The sequence below is a fragment of the Streptomyces sp. NPDC088707 genome (assembly GCF_044752725.1).
Taxonomy (GTDB): Bacteria; Actinomycetota; Actinomycetes; order Streptomycetales; family Streptomycetaceae; genus Streptomyces.
Genome location: NZ_JBIVLV010000003.1, coordinates 44,005 through 60,058 on the forward strand (window position 1 = coordinate 44,005; position 16,054 = coordinate 60,058).

The window sequence follows — 16,054 nt, forward strand, 5'->3', positions numbered from 1 at the left end:
TTGACGGCTCCCGTCAAACGGCGGTCCCGGGCCCGCCGTCACGTCGATTGACGGCCCTCGTCAAACGTCGCGACACCTCCCCCGCTCCGCCCCCCACCATGGTGGGGTGAGCGTGACCATCGACATCACCGGACTGCCGCGCGAGCGGATCACCTTCTGCCCCTCGCCGCTGGCGGAGCTGGGCGCCGCCCTGCACGCCCTCGCCGAGCCCGCCCACCACGCCAGGCTCCACGCATGGACGACCACGACGGCCGCCGCGCTCAAGCCCGAGCTCGCGGACCGGCTGCACGAGGCCGACTTCATGTGGCGGTCCACCCGCTCCGACTTCCTGCTGCCCGCCCAGCCCCGCGCGACCCTCGCCGAGGAGCTGGACGACCTCGACCGCATGGACGACGAGAAGTACGTGGGCTCGGCCCTGGAGATCTCCTGCGCCAGCCGCTACTCGCGCGGCGCCCCCTCGCCGCTCGCCGACGAGCGGATGCGGCGCCGGGCGCTCGAACTGGCCGCCGCGCGCGGGCCGCGTCAGGCCGCGTTCGTGGAGCGGATGCTCGCCGATCCGCCCGGTACGCGCGCGTGGGTCCGGCGGCTCATGGAGGACTGCGACGAGGCCTTCTTCGCCGACACCTGGCGCCGCGTCCGGGTCCAGCTCTCCGCCGACGCCCGCCACAAGACGGAGCTGATGCGCCGCAAGGGACTGGCCGAGGCCGTCGCCGACGCGTCCTCCGCGATGGTCCTGGAGGAGGACGAGGCGGGCTCACGGATCGTCGTCGACAAGCTGCTCCAGGGCCGCACCCACGCGGAGGGCACGGGCGTGACGTTCCTGCCGACCGCCTTCGGCTGGCCGCACCTCTTCGCTCTGCACGCCCCCGGCTGGCAGCCGGTGATCCAGTACCCGGTCCCGGCCCGCGACCTCGGCGGCGGCGCCCCCGTCGACACCGTCAAGCTGCGCATGGAGGCGGTCGCCCACCCGATGCGGATGCGGCTGAGCCGCAGCCTCGCCCGGGGGGCGTACTCGACGAGCGAGCTGGCCGACACGTACGGCATCAGCGCCCCCGAGGTCTCGCGCCACCTCGCGGTCATGAAGAAGGCCGGTCTGATCACCACCCAGCGGCGCGGCCGTTACGTGCTGCACCAGCTGGACGTCGCCGTCGTCGCCCGCCTCGGCAGCGACTTCCTGGAGAGCGTGCTCCGCTAGGGAGTGACCGGCCGGGCCTCAGCGGCTCTGTCAGGCCTCAGCGGCTGTCTCAGGCCTCAGTGGCTCGGCCGGGCCTCAGCGGCTCTGTCAGGCCTCAGTCGAAGCGGAGGTGGGAGAGGCCCACCCGGATCCGCCGCAGCCGGTGCCGCAACGGCCCGTCCGTGTCCGGCTCGGGCCGCAGTCCGGCCAGCTCCGCGACCCGGTCGGCCACCTCCGGGACCGTCAGCCGGTCCGTACGGAGGTGGTGGGCGAACTCGGGGGCCGCCAGGCGCTCCAGGCACTCGTCCAGCTTGGCCACGGCGAAGCTCTCCCGCTTCAGCCCCCGCCCGAGGCCGCGCTCCACCAGCCGCCGCAGGACCGTCTCCCGCTCCGCGAGCAGCGCGACGTGGCAGACCCGGTCCGCGCCGTGGTCCACGCGCAGCCGGCCGACGATCTCGGCGAAGTACGCCGGGTCGGTGAGCGTCATCGGCACGATCACGGGCCCGTCCCCGTACTCCCGCAGGGCCAGGTCGAGGACCTCGTGCACGCCCTGCCGCCAGGCCCGCAGGTCCTGGAAGTCGCCTCTGAGTGCGGGCGGCAGCGTCCGGTGCAGCCCGAAGCCGATGTGCTCCGGGTCGCACACCACGCTGCCCGGCAGCCGGCGCCGCAGTTCGTACGCGGTCTGCGTCTTGCCCCCGCCGAAGGGACCGTTGACCCACAGCAGCATCGAGGGATCCCCGCTCAGTTCGCCGCGCCGCCGCCCGCCCTGACCAGGCCCGTCTCGTACGCGAGAACGACGACCTGGACCCGGTCGCGCAGGCCCAGCTTGGTCAGGATGCGGCCCACATGGGTCTTCACCGTCGCCTCGGAGAGGACGAGCCGGGCCGCGATCTCGCCGTTCGACAGGCCCTGCGCGACCAGCATCATCACCTCGCGCTCCCGGTCGGTGAGCCGTCCCAGCTCCTTGTGCTCGGGCTCCTTGCCCGACGACGGCAGCATCGGCGAGAAGCGGTCGAGGAGCCGCCTGGTGGTCGAGGGCGCCACCACCGCGTCACCGCTGTGCACCGAGCGGATCGCACCGAGCAGCTCCGCCGGCGGCACGTCCTTCAGCATGAAGCCGCTCGCCCCCGCCTTCAGCCCCGAGAACGCGTACTCGTCGAGGTCGAACGTGGTCAGGATCAGCACCTTCGGCGCGTCCGGCTGGGAGCAGATCCGCCGGGTCGTCTCCACCCCGTCGAGCTTGGGCATGCGCACATCCATCAGCACGACGTCGACCGCCGTCGAACGCAGCACCTCCAGCGCCTCGACCCCGTCGCCCGCCTCCGCCACGACCTCCATGTCCGGCTGGGCGGCCAGCACCATACGGAAGCCGGTGCGCAGCAGCACCTGGTCGTCGACAAGCATCACGCGGATGGACATCAGTTTCCTTCGGGGTCGTCAGTGAGCGGGCTTGAGAGGGAGCAGGGCGCTGATCCGGAAGCCTCCACCGGGACGCGGGCCCGCGTCCAGCGTGCCGCCGACCATGCCGACCCGCTCCCGCATGCCGATCAGACCGTGGCCCCGGCCGTCGGCACCCCCGTCCTCGTACATCTCCTGCGGCGCGCCCCGGCCGTCGTCCTCGACGAGCAGTCCGAGGCCGTCGTCGAAGTACACCAGCCGGACGCTGGCCCCGACGTCAGGACCGCCGTGCTTGCGCGAGTTGGTGAGGGCCTCCTGCACGATCCGGTACGCGGTGAGCTCGACGCCGCTGGGCAGCGGGCGCGGGCTCCCCTCGATCGCGAAGTCCACGGTCAGACCGGCCCCCCGCACCTGCTCGACCAGGTCCTCGATCTGCTGCACGTCGGGCTGCGGCACGTACTCCCCGGCCTCCTGGTGCTCACCGGTCCGCAGGATGCCGAGCAGTCTGCGCATCTCGGCGAGCGCCTGCCGGCCGGTGGTGGAGATGGTGTCCAGGGCCTGCTTGGCGGTCTCCGGGGAGGAGTCCATGACGTACGCGGCGCCGTCGGCCTGCACCACCATCACCGACACGTTGTGCGCGACGACGTCGTGCAGCTCGCGGGCGATCCGGGCCCGCTCGGCGGCGACCGCGACCTTGGCCTGGGCCTCGCGCTCCCGCTCCAGGCGGGAGGCCCGCTCCTCCAACTGCGCGAAGTAGGCGCGGCGGGTGCGGAGCGAGTCGCCGAGGACCCAGGCGAGCGCGAACGGCACGGTCATGATGATCGTGAAGAAGACCTGGGCCGCGCCCGACTGCGGACCGTCCACCGGCCATCTCAGCTGCGAGAGCGTCGCGGCGGAGAGTCCGCCGGCCAGCGCGAGCCGGGACGCCCAGCGGGGTCCGTCGTGCGCGGCGACGGTGTAGATGATCACGAGCATGGCGAAGTCGGCCAGGAACGGCGTCAGGCCGAAGGCGAGCTGCGCCAGGCCGAGGCCGACCGTGAGGACCAGCATCTTCTCCGGGGCGCGCCGCCTCAGGGCCACGACCAGGGAGAAGAGCACACCCACGAGGGCGTACCCGACGGGGTGGCCCTGCACCGAGTCGGTGCCCGCCGACACCACCCACAGCATGGAGAACCCCAGGAGGACGACCGCCCAGAAGGTGTCGACGCCCGTCGGGTGTCTGCGGATGAAGTCGTAAAGGCGCTGCACGTCACCCAGAGTAGGGAAGAGAGATAGGTGCAGGGATCAACCGTGGGGTCGATCCTTGGCGAGGGCCCCGTACTCCCCGAGGTGGAGACTGGGGCGCGTGACGGATGAGACGTGTCAGTGGCAGGGGTGGCGGCAGGCCACGGAGCGGGCGCTGTACGGCCCCGGGGGCTTCTATCTGCGGCCCGAGGGGCCGGCGGGGCACTTCCGCACCTCGGTGCACGCCTCCCCGCTGTTCGCGGCGGCGGTGGCCCGGCTGCTCGCCGAGGTCGCGGAGGAGCTGGGAACGTCCGAGGTCGATCTCGTCGACGTGGGCGCGGGGCGGGGGGAACTGCTCACGGGAGTACTCACCGCGATCGGCGGCGGCGTCCCGCGCGGGCGTGCGGGCGGGGGCGCGGGCGCCGTCCCGGGTGGCCTGAGCGTCCGGGCGTACGCCGTCGAGCGCGCGGACCGGCCCGCCGGGCTCGATCCCCGGATCGAGTGGACCGACCGGCTGCCCCGGGGCGTGCGGGGGCTGGTCTTCGCGAACGAGTGGCTCGACAACGTGCCGGTCGACGTCGCCGAGGCGGACGCGGAGGGCACGGCCCGGTACGTGGAGGTCCGCGGGGACGGCGCGGAGCGGCTCGGCGGGCCCGTCTCCGGCGCGGACGCGGAGTGGCTGGCCCGCTGGTGGCCGCTGCGGGAGCCGGGCGCGCGGGCCGAGATCGGCCGGCCGCGCGACGAGGCGTGGGCGTCTGCGGTGGCCTCGCTGTCGGCGGGTCGCGCGGTGGCCGTGGACTACGCGCACGTACGGGACGCCCGGCCGCCCTTCGGCTCGCTGACCGGCTTCCGGGCGGGCCGCGAGGTCCCGCCGGTGCCGGACGGCAGCTGCGACCTGACGGCGCACGTGGCGCTGGACGCGTGCGCGGCGGCAGTCGGGGACGTCGGCGGTGGCGGAGGCGACAGCGACAGCGGTGGAGCCGGCAGCAGCGGAGGCGACAGCGACAGCAGCGGAGCCGACGGCAGCGGAGGCGCCAGCGGCGGAGCCGGCGGCAGCGGCGAGGACGGGCCGCGCCGGGTGGAGCTGGTCACACAGCGGGAGGCGCTGGGGCGGCTCGGGGTGTCCGGCGGGCGGCCGCCGCTCTCGCTCGCCTCGACCGATCCCGTCGCGTACGTCCGTGCCCTCTCCTCCGCCGGTGAGGCCGCCGAGCTCACCGCCCGCGGCGGTCTCGGCGACTTCCTCTGGCTGACCCGGTGGGTCCCGGGCGGGGCTACGAGGCCTCCGGGGCAGGGGGGATACTGACCGCATGACGGAGACGACGGTCGGCATCGGCGGCGCGGCGGAGAGCACCGACATGGTGCTGAACATCGGGCCGCAGCATCCCTCGACCCACGGTGTGCTCCGGCTCCGGCTCGTGCTCGACGGCGAGGTCGTGCGGCAGGCCGAGCCGGTGATCGGCTATATGCACCGCGGTGCCGAGAAGCTCTTCGAGGCGCGGGACTACCGGCAGATCATCATGCTGGCCAACCGTCACGACTGGCTCTCCGCCTTCTCGAACGAGCTCGGCGTGGTCATGGCCGTCGAGCGGATGCTGGGCATGGAGGTCCCGGAGCGCGCGGTGTGGACCCGTACGCTCCTCGCCGAGCTGAACCGGGTCCTCAACCATCTGATGTTCCTCGGCTCGTACCCCCTCGAACTGGGCGGCATCACCCCGGTCTTCCACGCCTTCCGGGAGCGGGAGGAGCTCCAGGTCGTGATGGAGGAGGTCTCCGGCGGCCGGATGCACTACATGTTCAACCGGGTCGGGGGCCTCAAGGAGGACCTGCCCGCCGGCTGGCTGGGCCGGGCCCGCCAGGCGGTCGCCGACGTCCGCTCGCGGATGGACGTGTACGACCGGCTCGTCCTCGGCAACGAGATCTTCCGGGGCCGTACGCGGGGGGTCGGCGTGCTGTCCCCGGCGGCGGTCCACGCGTACGGGGTGTCGGGGCCCATCGCCCGCGCCTCGGGTGTCGACTTCGACCTGCGCCGCGACGAGCCGTACCTGGCCTACGCGGAGCTCCAGGACATCCTGCGGGTCGCGGTGCGCGAGGAGGGCGACTGCCTGGCCCGGTTCGAGTGCCTGCTGGAGCAGACGCACAACTCCCTGGACCTCGCGGACGCCTGCCTGGACCGGATGGCGGAGCTGCCGCCGGGGCCGATCAACCAGCGGCTGCCGAAGGTGCTCAAGGCGCCGGAGGGCCACACGTACGCGTGGACCGAGAATCCGCTCGGTGTGAACGGCTACTACCTGGTGTCCAGGGGCGAGAAGACCCCGTACCGGCTGAAGCTGCGCTCGGCGTCGTTCAACAACATCCAGGCCCTGGTGGAGCTGCTGCCGGGGACGCTGGTCGCGGACATGGTGGCGATCCTGGGCTCGCTGTTCTTCGTCGTCGGCGACATCGACAAGTAGCGGGGCCCGGCCGTACCCCTGCCCCGGGGTCAGCGCTCCCGGCGCATCACGACGTACTCCCGCTCCTCCTTGCCGGGGCGGCGCCGGTCGACGACCGTCCAGCCCCAGCGCGCGTACCGGTCCGTCAGTTCCGGTACGTCGAGGGTCATGAGGAGGGCCGGCCCGGGCCTCCCCGCGGCGAGCAGGGCGTCGTGGAGGCCGCGGCCGATGCCGCGTCCCTGGTGACCGGGGGCGACGACGAGTTCGGCGAGTTCGAAGGCGGTCCCGGCGCCGGTCAGGACGGTGTCGGTCCAGCCGGCCGCGAACCCGAGCAGGGCGCCGTCGTCGTCGAGCGCGACCACCGCGGTGAAGTCGTCCCTGCGCGCGGCCGAGTCGAGCAGCCGGTCCACGGTGCGCACGGCGCCGAGCGGCGGCTCGTGCCAGGGAGCACCGCAGAAGGCCTGGGCGCTCAGGGTGAGCAGTTCGTCACGGTGACCGGCGGCCTCACCGGCCGGGAGGTCGGTGAGGCGGTACGTCACGAGTTCACCGCTCCGCGCAGTTCGGCCACATCGAGCTGCTCGGTCTCGTCGTGCGCCGTCAGGTCGATGACCTGGCCCACCGCCTGCGCCTGGGTCTTCGTCTGTCCCGGAGCCGGCGGGTTGCCCGGCGTCCCCGTGGGGCTGACCGGGGTGAGCAGCGGGGTGCCGAGCGCCGCCTGCGTCGCCAGAGCCTCTTCCAGGACCTCCTCGCCCACGACGTCGGCGAGGTCCGTGTGCTGCACCGCCTCGATCGCGGCCGCCGCCTTCTGCGTACCGAAGAAGTCGAAGCCGCCCTCGGGCCGCGGGACGGGCCTGCGGGCCGCGTACGGGACGATCGCGGACGCCGTCGGCACCGCCGGGACCTTCGTGGACGCGGGCGGGAGCGCGAGGGCGGGGGCGGCCGGCCGGCTGTGCTCGGTTCCGGCGGCCGCCGCGTGCTTCCCCTGCGGCTCCTCCGTCTCACGGGCCCGCTCGGCGAGGTCGCGCGCGCGGGCGGCCTCGGTGGTGCGGCGGGCCTGCTGGGCCGCGGCGTTGCGCGGGAGGTCGCGCAGCGCCTGGGCGGCGCGACGGTAGGCCTCGGGCGTGGGCGTGGAGCCTCCGGCGGGCAGTGCCTTGACGTCGCCGGCCGTACCTGAGGCCGTACCGGTCGCCGACTCCAGTGCCAGGACGCGGGCGCCTTCCAGGGCACTGGCCCGCTCGGTCTCTGCCGTGGCGTACCGGCGAAGCAGATCGGCGTGCTCGCCGCGGAGCCCGGCCAGCTCGACCCGCTTGGCGCGGAGCTTCGTGTCGAGGCGGGAGCGGAGGGCGCGGGCCTCTTCGAGGTCGGACTCCAGCTCGGCGACCCGCTCCTCGGCCTTCCACTGGTCGGCGGTGCGGGCCCGGTCGAGCTCGGCGACCCGCAGTCCGGCGCTCCGGTCCCAACTGCGCATGAGGACGGCACCGGTGACGGCCGCGGCCGCGGCGGCGGCCGCGAGCAGCCGTACGACGACCAGGTCACCGGGCAGCCAGGCGGCCGCGGCACACACGACCGCGGCGCCGGCGACCGCGGAGGGCGGCAGCAGCTTGTGCAGAGGCGGGGAATGGCGGTGGCGTCCACGTGGCATGGCCTGAAATTTACCGTGCGTAGGCGCCGTGTGGGGTGTCGGCCCGGCAATCTCTTGGCCACTTCTCGTCACCAGAAGTGGATATCCACCGTTCCGGTTCCGTTTCGGGCCGACGCCCCTCACCCGATGCCTACTTGTTGAGCAGCCCCTTCGTCTCCAGATACTCCTTGGCGACGTCCTCCGGCTTCGCCCGCTCGGCGTCGACCTTGCGGTTGAGTTCGGCGAGATCCGCTGTGGTCAGCACCTTGGTGATCTTGTCCAGGGCGGCGGCTATCTCGGGGGAACCGGCGTCCTTGGCGTTGACCACGGGCAGCACGTTGTCGGCGTTCTGCAGCTTCTTGTCGTCCTCCAGGAAGACCAGGCCGTAACTGTCGACGGTGGCGTCCGTGGTGGTCGTCAGGACCAGCTGGTCCACCCCGTCCTTCACCGCCTGCTTGGCCTGCGGGGTGCCGACGCCCTTGGGGTCGATCCCGGTCACGTCGATCCCGTACGTCTTCTTCAGGCCGGGCGCGCAGAACGGCCGCACCGCGCATTCGTCACCGGCGGCGATCTTCACCTTCAGCTTCGAACCGCCGAGATCGGAAAGCGTCTTCAGCTTGTTCTTCGCGGCGAATTCCTTCGTCACCGCGAACGCGTTCTGATCGACCGCCTCACCGACCGCGAGCACCTTCAGGCCGCGCGGTTCGGCGAGCTTCCGCAGCGCCTCGACCGTGGCCGTCGCGTCACCCGAGGCGACCGGCTTGTCCTCGGGCGCCTTCGGCCCGTTCACCTTCGCGTTGAGGAATTCCGCGATGGTCGCCGCGTATTCGGGGACGACGTCGATCTCGCCCTTCTCCAGCGAGGGCTCGTACAGCTCGCGATTCTTCACCGTGGTGATGGATACGGAGTAGCCGGCGTCCCGCAGCGCCTGGGCGTACAGCTCGGCGAGCACCTTGGCCTCGGTGAAGGCCGCCGCTCCGACGACCAGCGAGCCCTTCTCCGCGCCGCCGGAGTTCCCGGCGTCCCCGGAGCTTCCGGAGCCCTTCTTCTTGCCCTCCTCCAGGCTGTCACCGCCGCACGCGGCCAGCGCGACGGTCAGCGCCGCCGTCCCCAGCACCGCGCCCGCGATACGCGAGACCCTGTTCACGAGATCACCCATCCCCACTCAGCTTTTGCCCAGTTGATCGAATCGTTGGTCGAGCCGTCGCTCGAAGCGTGGAAAGAGCAGCCGGTCCGCGCCCACCAGGACGCCCTCCACCAGGAGGGCGAGCAGGGCCACGAGGACCGCGCCCGCGACGACCTGCGCCGTGTCGTACGTGGCGAAGCCGGCCGTGATGATCCGGCCGAGACCGCCCTGGCCGACCATCGCCGCGACCGTCGCCGTGGCCACCACCTGCACCGCCGCCGAGCGCACTCCGGTCATCACCACCGGCCGGGCCAGCGGCAGTTCGACCTGCCGGAACAGCTGCGCACCGGTCATCCCCATGCCCCGCGCGGCCCGCACCGCGGCCGGGTCCACCTCCCGCATCCCCACGTACGCGTTGGTGAGGAGCGGGGGTATCGCGAACAGCACGAGGGCCACGACGGTCGGCACGTATCCGGCGTTCCGCAGGGGGGACACCATGAACAGGGCGAGGACCGCGAAGACCGGGATCGCCCGCCCCACGTTCGACACGTTCACCGCGAGGGCACCGCCCTTGCCCAGGTGGCCGAGCCAGAGGCCCAGCGGCAGCGCGAGCGCCGCGGCGATCAGCAGCGCCGCCCCGCTCACGTACACGTGCTCGGCGAGCCGCTGCCCGATGCCCTCCTCGCCCGTCCAGTGCGCGCCGGTGGTGAGCCAGCCCCAGGCATCCGTCACTACGCCCATCTCACCCACCTCCCGGCGCGGTCCGTATCCGGGTCCACGGCGTGAGGAGCCGCTGGAGTCCCAGGAGCAGCAGGTCGGCGGCGACGGCGAGCAGTACGCACAGCACCGAGGCGGCGAGCATCTGCGCCTTGAAGAAGGTGGGCAGCGCGTCCTCGATGAGATTGCCGAGACCGCCGCGGCCGACGACCGAACCGACCGTCGTCAGCGCGATCGTGGAGACCGTCGCCATCCGTATCCCCGCCATCAGCACCGGCAGCGCCAGCGGCAGTTCTACCTGCCACAGGAGGCGCAGCGAGCCGTACCCCATGCCCCGGGCGGCCTCCCGGGTCTCGGCGGGCACGGCGGCGAGTCCCGCCAGCGTGTTCCGCACGAGGATCGTCAGCGCGTACAGCACGAGGCCGGTGACCACGAGCGCCGACGAGAGCCCGAACAGGGGCAGCAGCAGGGAGAACATGGCGAGCGACGGCACCGTGTAGAGCAGGGTGGTCAGTCCGAGGACGGGGCCCGCGAAGCGGGGCCTGGCCCGGACGAGCAGCGCGAGCGGCACCGCGACGGCGAGCGCGATCAGCACGGACACGACCGTGATTCCCACATGCTGGAGCGTGGCGTCGGTCAACTCCCGGGAGCGGGTGCGCAGATACTCACCGCAGATCCAGTCGTTCGTGACCAGACAGTTCGGCGCGCTCATCCGTCCCTCCCCCCGGTTCGTCGATCTTCCGAACGCATGTCTGACGACCCTAACCCCCGCCACCGACAATCCCCGAGACCCGCCACAATGCGGCAACACGCCCTTCACACACCCCCGGCGTCCAGGGGCCAGAATGGGGAACCATGATCCGGTTCGAGCACGTGACCAAGCGGTACCCGGACGGCACCACCGCCGTCGACGACCTCTCGTTCGAGGTGGCGGAGGGCGAACTCGTCACCCTGGTCGGGCCGTCCGGCTGCGGCAAGACGACCACGATGATGATGGTGAACCGGCTCGTCGAGCCGACCTCCGGCCGCGTCCTCGTCGACGGCGAGGACATCGCCGGCGTCGACCCCGTCGCCCTGCGTCGCAAGATCGGCTACGTCATCCAGCAGGTCGGGCTCTTCCCCCACCGCACGGTCCTCGACAACACCGCGACCGTCCCCGCCCTCCTCGGCTGGAAGAAGGCGGCCGCACGCGCGCGTGCCGCCGAACTCCTCGACCTCGTCGGTCTCGACCCGGCCGTCTACGGCTCCCGCTACCCCGCGCAGCTCTCCGGTGGTCAGCGCCAGCGCGTCGGCGTGGCCCGCGCCCTCGCCGCGGACCCGCCGGTCCTCCTCATGGACGAGCCGTTCGGCGCCGTCGACCCGGTGGTCCGCGAGCGCCTCCAGAACGAGTTCCTCGCCCTGCAGGCCACCGTCCGCAAGACCGTCCTCCTCGTCACCCACGACATCGAGGAGGCCGTCCGCATGGGCGACCGCATGGCTGTCTACGGCCAGGGCCGCATCGAGCAGTTCGACACGCCCGCGACCGTCCTCGGCGCCCCCGCCACCCCGTACGTCGCGGACTTCGTCGGCAGCGACCGCGGCCTGAAGCGGCTCGCGGTCACGCCCGTCACGGAGGCCGACCTCGAACCCGTACCGGCGGGAGGCACCGCGGCGCTCGACAAGGCCGGGAACCGGGACGGCGCCCCCGACCCCGTCCCGCTCGGCACCTCGCTCAAGGACGCCCTCGCCGTGCTCCTCCAGCACGACACCGGCCGGCTCACGGTCACCGGCGACGACGGCCGCCCGCTCGGCGTCCTCACCCCGGAGGGCGTCCACCGCGCCCTGCGCCGGGCATCGACCTCCGCCCCGGCCCCGGCCTCCTGAGCGCGGCTCGGACTCAGGTCGCGCTGAGCTTGCCGCTCATCCAGACCAGACCCGGCGGGATCTCGCGGTTCCACGTGTTGAAGTTGTGGCCGCCGCTCTCCAGCGTGATCGACGAGACCTTCGCCGGGCTCTTCACCTTCTTGATGAAGTCGAGCGTGCCCCGCCGGTTGCCCTCGCCCTGCTTCGACGTCGTCACCAGAAACGACGACGCGCCCTGCGGCCGGTGGTCCAGGCTCCACAGCAGGTCGCCCCGCTTGCGCAGGCCGTCGTCCCCGTGGAAGAGGTCACCGGTCGTCACGTCCTCCGCCGCCCGGTAGTACGCGGAGAATCCCGCTCCGGCGGCGAACCGGTCGGGGTGGTGCAGGGCGATCTTCAGCGCGCAGTACCCGCCGGTGGAGTTCCCCATGAAGCCCCAGTTGCGGGGCTTCGTGCCCACCCGGTACGTCTCCGAGACCGCCCTCGGCAGGTCCTCCGCGAAGAACGTCTCCGTCTGCGGGCCGCCCGGGATGTCCACGCACTCGGTGTCCCGCGGCGGCGCCACCGTCGGGCGGAGCATCACCAGGATCATCGGCTGCATCCGGCCCTCCTTCGCCTGGAGGTAGGCCGTCTTCGGGTACTTCAGCCCTTTGATCAGGTTCTCCGCCGTGCCCGGGTACCCCGTCAGCACCACCGCCGCCGGGAAGGTGCGCTCGGCGTACTTCGCCTGGAAGTACTCCGGCGGCAGGTACACATAGGCCGGCGACACGATCCCGGACCGCTCCCCCGCCACGACGACCTTCTGTATCTGGCCCGCGGTCGTCGGACGGCCGCCGCCCGGCACGTCGAGCCCCTGCTTCCCCACCACCTTGAGGTCCTTCGAACCGGCCGCGTGGTCGACGACCACGCCCATGTCCTGCTCCTGCCCGAACAGGTCGGCCCACGAGCCGTAGAAGAGGAAGGAACGGTTCGCCGCCAGGCCCACCGCGGCGAACAGCGCCAGCTGCGTCACCAGCAGCAGCCCGATCCGCCCCACCACCGCCCGCCAACCACGCCGCGCCAGCCGAGGCCACACCCAGACCGTGACGAGGAACAGCGCCACGGCAAGCACGACCGCCACCACGAGGACTTTGTTGCTGGTGAGACCCATGGGACGACCGAGCCTTCTTTCTGAGAATTTCCTGTGGACCGATGAACCCGACTCCGCACGGCTCCGTCCTAGAAGGCGCACCAACCGGAACGGCCCGCCGAACGCGCCGCAGGGCCCGACCGGAGTCAAGGACCCTTCGCAGGACCACGGGAAGCACGGGAAGCCATGTCTGTCACAGTAGATGGGGACAAATCAGGATTGGTTCCGGTTCGAGTACGCCGGATTCTCCGCGGCCCCCGCCCCGAGAAGGTCCCCGCGCTCGTCGGCACCGCCTGCACCCTGATCGGCCTCATCGACATCGCCGCCGGCGTCTTCCCCCGCTTCCGCGCCAGCCGGATGCACGCCATGGCAGAAGTCCTCCCCGGCACCCTCGGCCCCCTCTCCGCCGCCCTCTCCCTCAGCGCCGGCGTCCTCCTCCTGCTCCTCGCCCACGGCCTCAAGCGCCACAAGCGCCGCGCCTGGCGCGCCGCCGTCGTCCTCCTCCCCCTCGGCGCCCTCGCCCAGTTCGTCTGGCGCCACTCCGTCCTCGGCGCCCTCCTCTCCCTCGTACTCCTCACACTCCTCCTACGCCACCGCGGCCAGTTCGCCGCCCTGCCCGACCCCCGCAGCCGCTGGCGCGCACTCGCCAACTTCGTCGTCATGGGCGCCGGATCCATCGCCCTCGGCCTCGTCATCGTCAGCGCCCACCCCCGCCGCGTCATCGGCAGCCCCAGCCTCACCGACCGCCTCGAACACGTCCTGTACGGACTCTTCGGCGTCGAAGGCCCCGTCGGCTACAGCAACGGCGTCGACTGGACCGTCGGCTACTCCCTCGGCGCCCTCGGCATGCTCACCGCCCTCACCACCATCTACCTCGCCTTCCGCCCCGAGCACCCCGCGGCCCGCCTCACCGACGAAGACGAGGTCCGCCTGCGCGCCCTCCTCGACCAGCACGGCGGCCGCGACTCCCTCGGCCACTTCGCGCTCCGCAGCGACAAGGGCGTCGTCTTCTCCCCCAGCGGAAAAGCCGCCGTCTGCTACCGCGTCGTCTCCGGCGTCATGCTCGCCAGCGGCGACCCCATCGGCGACGTCGAGGCCTGGCCCGGCGCCATCGAACGCTTCATGGACGAGGCCAAGGCCCACTCCTGGACCCCCGCCGTCATGGGCTGCTCCGAGACCGGCGGCCAGGTCTGGACCCGCGAGACCGGCCTCGACGCCCTCGAACTCGGCGACGAGGCGGTCGTCGACGTCGCGGATTTCTCCCTCTCCGGACGAGCCATGCGCAACGTCCGCCAAATGGTCAAACGCATCGAACGCAACGGCTACACCACCCAGGTCCGCCGCGTCCGTGACCTCGACGACGCCGAACTCGAACAAGTCCGCCGCGCCGCCGCCGACTGGCGCGGCACCGACACCGAACGCGGCTTCTCCATGGCCCTCGGCCGCATCGGCGCCCCCGGCGACGGCGACGCCGTCATAGCGACCGCCCACAAGACCGACGCGGACGACACGCCCGACTCCACCTACGGCGACCTCAAGGCGATCATCCACTTCGTCCCCTGGGGCCCGGACGGCATGTCCCTCGAACTCATGCGCCGCGACCGCTCCGCCGACCCCGGCATGAACGAGCTCCTCATCGTCGCCGCCCTCCAGGCCTCCCCCGACCTCGGCATCGCGCGCGTGTCCCTCAACTTCGCCATGTTCCGCTCGGCCCTCGCCCGCGGCGAGAAGATCGGCGCCGGACCCGTCCTCCGCGTCTGGCGCGGCCTCCTCGTCTTCCTCTCCCGCTGGTTCCAGATCGAGTCGCTGTACAAGTTCAACGCCAAGTTCCGACCCCGCTGGGAACCCCGCTTCGTCGTCTACCGCAAGAGCCGCGACCTCCCCCGCATCGGCTTCGCCGCCATGCAGGCCGAAGGCTTCGTGAGCCTCGCACTGCCCCGCCCCTTCACCCGCAAGCGCCCCGCCCCGACCCCCCGCCCCTGCGCCCACATCGTCCCCGCCCCCGCCGAGCGCGAGGTCCGAGCGGCCTGATGCCACCCCTGGGCCCTACGCTGGACGCATGAGGACGACGATCGACCGGGGCACCGCCCGAGGCCTGCCGGAGTGGGACCGCTGCGCGGTCATGGGCGTGGTCAACGTGACCCCCGACTCCTTCTCCGACGGCGGCCGCTGGTTCGACACCACGGCCGCCGTCAAACACGGCCTCGACCTCGTCGCCGAGGGCGCCGACCTCGTCGACGTCGGCGGCGAGTCCACCCGGCCCGGCGCCAGCCGCGTCGACGAGGAGGAAGAACTCCGCCGCGTCGTCCCCGTCGTCCGCGGCCTCGCCGCCGAAGGCGTCACCGTCTCCGTCGACACCATGCGCGCCCGCGTCGCCGCCCGCGCCGTCGAAGCCGGCGCCCTCCTCGTCAACGACGTCAGCGGCGGCCTCGCCGACCCCGCCATGGTCCCCGCCGTCGCCGCCGCCGAAGTCCCCTTCGTCGTCATGCACTGGCGCGGATTCAGCCAGGACATGAACAGCCTCGCCGTATACGACGACGTCGTCACCGAGGTCGTCGGCGAACTCCGCACCCGCCTCGAAGCCGTCATCGACGGCGGCATCGACCCCGGACGCATCGTCGTCGACCCGGGCCTCGGCTTCGCCAAACTCGCCCCCCACGACCTCGCCCTCGTCGCCCACCTCCCCGAACTCCGCGCCCTCGGCCACCCCCTCCTCGTCGCCGCCTCCCGCAAACGATTCCTCGGCCACGTCCTCGCCCGCGAAGGCGCCGCACCCCCGCCCGCCCGCGAACGCGACGCCGCCACCGCCGCCGTCTCCGCCCTCGCCGCCCACGCGGGCGCGTGGGCCGTCCGCGTCCACGAGGTCCGGGCCACCGCCGACGCCGTACGCGTCGCCCGCGCCGTCGAGGGAGCCGCGTGAGCCGCAACGCCGACGAAGCGGCCGTCGAAGCCGCCAACACCGCCTTCTACGAGGCGATGGAGACCGGCGACTTCGAAGGCGTCTCAGCACTCTGGCTCGACGACGGAGCCACCCCCATCACCTGCGTCCACCCCGGCTGGCCCGTCCTCACCGGCCGCGGCGAAGTACTCCGCTCGTACGCCCTGATCATGGCCAACACCGAGTACATCCAGTTCTTCCTCACCGACCTCAAGATCTCCCTCGCCGACCACACCGCCGTCGTCACCTGCACCGAGAACATCCTCAGCGGCGGCCCCGCCGAGGACGGCGCCGAGCTCGGCCCCCTCGTCGGACAGCTCGTCGTCGCCACCAATGTGTTCCGCCACACACCCGACGGCTGGCGCATCTGGTCCCACCACGCCTCCCCCGTCCTCACCGACACCGAGGAAACACCGGACGAAGAGCCCGGCGGCGACACCCCGTAACCACCCCGCCACC

Annotated in this window: 16 protein-coding genes; 7 read left to right on the forward strand and 9 right to left on the reverse strand. The window is 72.5% G+C overall.

Annotated elements, in window-relative coordinates; genetic code table 11:
• The first annotated feature begins 112 nt into the window (after positions 1 to 112).
• Positions 113 to 1,195: a DUF5937 family protein gene (locus ACIP84_RS10940; protein WP_355962815.1), complete on the forward strand. Its 1,083-nt coding sequence runs from the start codon at positions 113 to 115 to the stop codon at positions 1,193 to 1,195.
• 94 nt (positions 1,196 to 1,289) lie between these two features.
• On the opposite strand, the gene ACIP84_RS10945 is transcribed toward ACIP84_RS10940, so the two are convergent.
• The 3 genes from ACIP84_RS10945 to ACIP84_RS10955 are packed head-to-tail and all read right to left on the reverse strand — an operon-like array spanning position 1,290 to position 3,820.
• The gene (locus ACIP84_RS10945) at positions 1,290 to 1,901 is read right to left on the reverse strand and encodes an AAA family ATPase (protein WP_401797201.1); all 612 of its coding nucleotides are present in this window, start codon (positions 1,899 to 1,901) and stop codon (positions 1,290 to 1,292) included.
• Between the two features lie 14 nt (positions 1,902 to 1,915).
• Positions 1,916 to 2,593: a response regulator transcription factor gene (locus ACIP84_RS10950; RefSeq protein WP_073907867.1), complete on the reverse strand. Its 678-nt coding sequence runs from the start codon at positions 2,591 to 2,593 to the stop codon at positions 1,916 to 1,918.
• 18 nt (positions 2,594 to 2,611) lie between these two features.
• Positions 2,612 to 3,820 (reverse strand): sensor histidine kinase, encoded by a 1,209-nt coding sequence (locus tag ACIP84_RS10955; protein WP_401797204.1) that lies wholly within the window; start codon positions 3,818 to 3,820, stop codon positions 2,612 to 2,614.
• Positions 3,821 to 3,917: 97 nt separating this feature from the next.
• Here ACIP84_RS10955 and ACIP84_RS10960 point away from each other — a divergent pair, with 97 nt between their 5' ends.
• Both ACIP84_RS10960 and ACIP84_RS10965 read left to right on the forward strand, forming a co-directional pair.
• A complete protein-coding gene (locus tag ACIP84_RS10960; protein ID WP_401797207.1) occupies positions 3,918 to 5,099 on the forward strand; it encodes an SAM-dependent methyltransferase in 1,182 nt (393 codons plus the stop codon).
• 4 nt (positions 5,100 to 5,103) lie between these two features.
• Positions 5,104 to 6,246: an NADH-quinone oxidoreductase subunit D gene (locus ACIP84_RS10965; RefSeq protein ID WP_401797210.1), complete on the forward strand. Its 1,143-nt coding sequence runs from the start codon at positions 5,104 to 5,106 to the stop codon at positions 6,244 to 6,246.
• A 29-nt stretch (positions 6,247 to 6,275) separates the two neighbouring features.
• On the opposite strand, the gene ACIP84_RS10970 is transcribed toward ACIP84_RS10965, so the two are convergent.
• The 5 genes from ACIP84_RS10970 to ACIP84_RS10990 all read right to left on the reverse strand — a co-directional run bounded on the left by ACIP84_RS10970 (position 6,276) and on the right by ACIP84_RS10990 (position 10,401).
• Positions 6,276 to 6,764, reverse strand: coding sequence for a GNAT family N-acetyltransferase (locus tag ACIP84_RS10970; RefSeq protein WP_401797213.1), 489 nt, complete (start codon positions 6,762 to 6,764; stop codon positions 6,276 to 6,278).
• A complete protein-coding gene (locus tag ACIP84_RS10975; RefSeq protein WP_401797216.1) occupies positions 6,761 to 7,867 on the reverse strand; it encodes a hypothetical protein in 1,107 nt (368 codons plus the stop codon). The genes ACIP84_RS10970 and ACIP84_RS10975 overlap by 4 nt, the downstream gene beginning before the upstream one ends.
• 130 nt (positions 7,868 to 7,997) lie before the next feature.
• Positions 7,998 to 9,005: an ABC transporter substrate-binding protein gene (locus tag ACIP84_RS10980; protein WP_355962711.1), complete on the reverse strand. Its 1,008-nt coding sequence runs from the start codon at positions 9,003 to 9,005 to the stop codon at positions 7,998 to 8,000.
• A 6-nt stretch (positions 9,006 to 9,011) separates the two neighbouring features.
• Positions 9,012 to 9,713: an ABC transporter permease gene (locus ACIP84_RS10985; protein WP_355962708.1), complete on the reverse strand. Its 702-nt coding sequence runs from the start codon at positions 9,711 to 9,713 to the stop codon at positions 9,012 to 9,014.
• A 1-nt stretch (position 9,714) separates the two neighbouring features.
• Entirely contained in the window at positions 9,715 to 10,401 is a 687-nt protein-coding gene (locus tag ACIP84_RS10990; RefSeq protein WP_401797220.1) for an ABC transporter permease, read from the reverse strand.
• 143 nt (positions 10,402 to 10,544) lie between these two features.
• Here ACIP84_RS10990 and ACIP84_RS10995 point away from each other — a divergent pair, with 143 nt between their 5' ends.
• Positions 10,545 to 11,552, forward strand: coding sequence for an ABC transporter ATP-binding protein (locus tag ACIP84_RS10995; RefSeq protein WP_401797223.1), 1,008 nt, complete (start codon positions 10,545 to 10,547; stop codon positions 11,550 to 11,552).
• A gap of 13 nt (positions 11,553 to 11,565) precedes the next feature.
• On the opposite strand, the gene ACIP84_RS11000 is transcribed toward ACIP84_RS10995, so the two are convergent.
• Positions 11,566 to 12,678 (reverse strand): alpha/beta hydrolase, encoded by a 1,113-nt coding sequence (locus tag ACIP84_RS11000; protein ID WP_401797226.1) that lies wholly within the window; start codon positions 12,676 to 12,678, stop codon positions 11,566 to 11,568.
• Positions 12,679 to 12,843: 165 nt separating this feature from the next.
• Between ACIP84_RS11000 and ACIP84_RS11005 the strand changes: the two genes are divergently transcribed.
• Genes ACIP84_RS11005 through ACIP84_RS11015 form a run of 3 tightly spaced genes read left to right on the forward strand, consistent with a single transcriptional unit; the run spans position 12,844 to position 16,041 of the window.
• The gene (locus ACIP84_RS11005; protein WP_401797229.1) at positions 12,844 to 14,688 is read left to right on the forward strand and encodes a phosphatidylglycerol lysyltransferase domain-containing protein; all 1,845 of its coding nucleotides are present in this window, start codon (positions 12,844 to 12,846) and stop codon (positions 14,686 to 14,688) included.
• A 28-nt stretch (positions 14,689 to 14,716) separates the two neighbouring features.
• Positions 14,717 to 15,577, forward strand: a complete 861-nt coding sequence (folP, locus tag ACIP84_RS11010; protein ID WP_355962697.1) for a dihydropteroate synthase — start codon at positions 14,717 to 14,719, stop codon at positions 15,575 to 15,577.
• Entirely contained in the window at positions 15,574 to 16,041 is a 468-nt protein-coding gene (locus ACIP84_RS11015; RefSeq protein WP_355962694.1) for a nuclear transport factor 2 family protein, read from the forward strand. The genes folP and ACIP84_RS11015 overlap by 4 nt, the downstream gene beginning before the upstream one ends.
• Positions 16,042 to 16,054: the final 13 nt, after the last annotated feature.

Bases quoted from the DNA above. Each gene is read 5' to 3' on its own strand.
- ACIP84_RS10945 (WP_401797201.1), bottom strand. From the start codon at position 1,901: ATGCTGCTGTGGGTCAACGGTCCCTTCGGCGGGGGCAAGACGCAGACC.
- ACIP84_RS10950 (WP_073907867.1), bottom strand. From the start codon at position 2,593: ATGTCCATCCGCGTGATGCTTGTCGACGACCAGGTGCTGCTGCGCACC.
- ACIP84_RS10965 (WP_401797210.1), top strand. From the start codon at position 5,104: ATGACGGAGACGACGGTCGGCATCGGCGGCGCGGCGGAGAGCACCGAC.
- ACIP84_RS10975 (WP_401797216.1), bottom strand. From the start codon at position 7,867: ATGCCACGTGGACGCCACCGCCATTCCCCGCCTCTGCACAAGCTGCTG.
- ACIP84_RS10980 (WP_355962711.1), bottom strand. From the start codon at position 9,005: ATGGGTGATCTCGTGAACAGGGTCTCGCGTATCGCGGGCGCGGTGCTG.
- ACIP84_RS10985 (WP_355962708.1), bottom strand. From the start codon at position 9,713: ATGGGCGTAGTGACGGATGCCTGGGGCTGGCTCACCACCGGCGCGCAC.
- ACIP84_RS10990 (WP_401797220.1), bottom strand. From the start codon at position 10,401: ATGAGCGCGCCGAACTGTCTGGTCACGAACGACTGGATCTGCGGTGAG.
- ACIP84_RS10995 (WP_401797223.1), top strand. From the start codon at position 10,545: ATGATCCGGTTCGAGCACGTGACCAAGCGGTACCCGGACGGCACCACC.
- ACIP84_RS11000 (WP_401797226.1), bottom strand. From the start codon at position 12,678: ATGGGTCTCACCAGCAACAAAGTCCTCGTGGTGGCGGTCGTGCTTGCC.
- ACIP84_RS11005 (WP_401797229.1), top strand. From the start codon at position 12,844: ATGTCTGTCACAGTAGATGGGGACAAATCAGGATTGGTTCCGGTTCGA.
- folP (WP_355962697.1), top strand. From the start codon at position 14,717: ATGAGGACGACGATCGACCGGGGCACCGCCCGAGGCCTGCCGGAGTGG.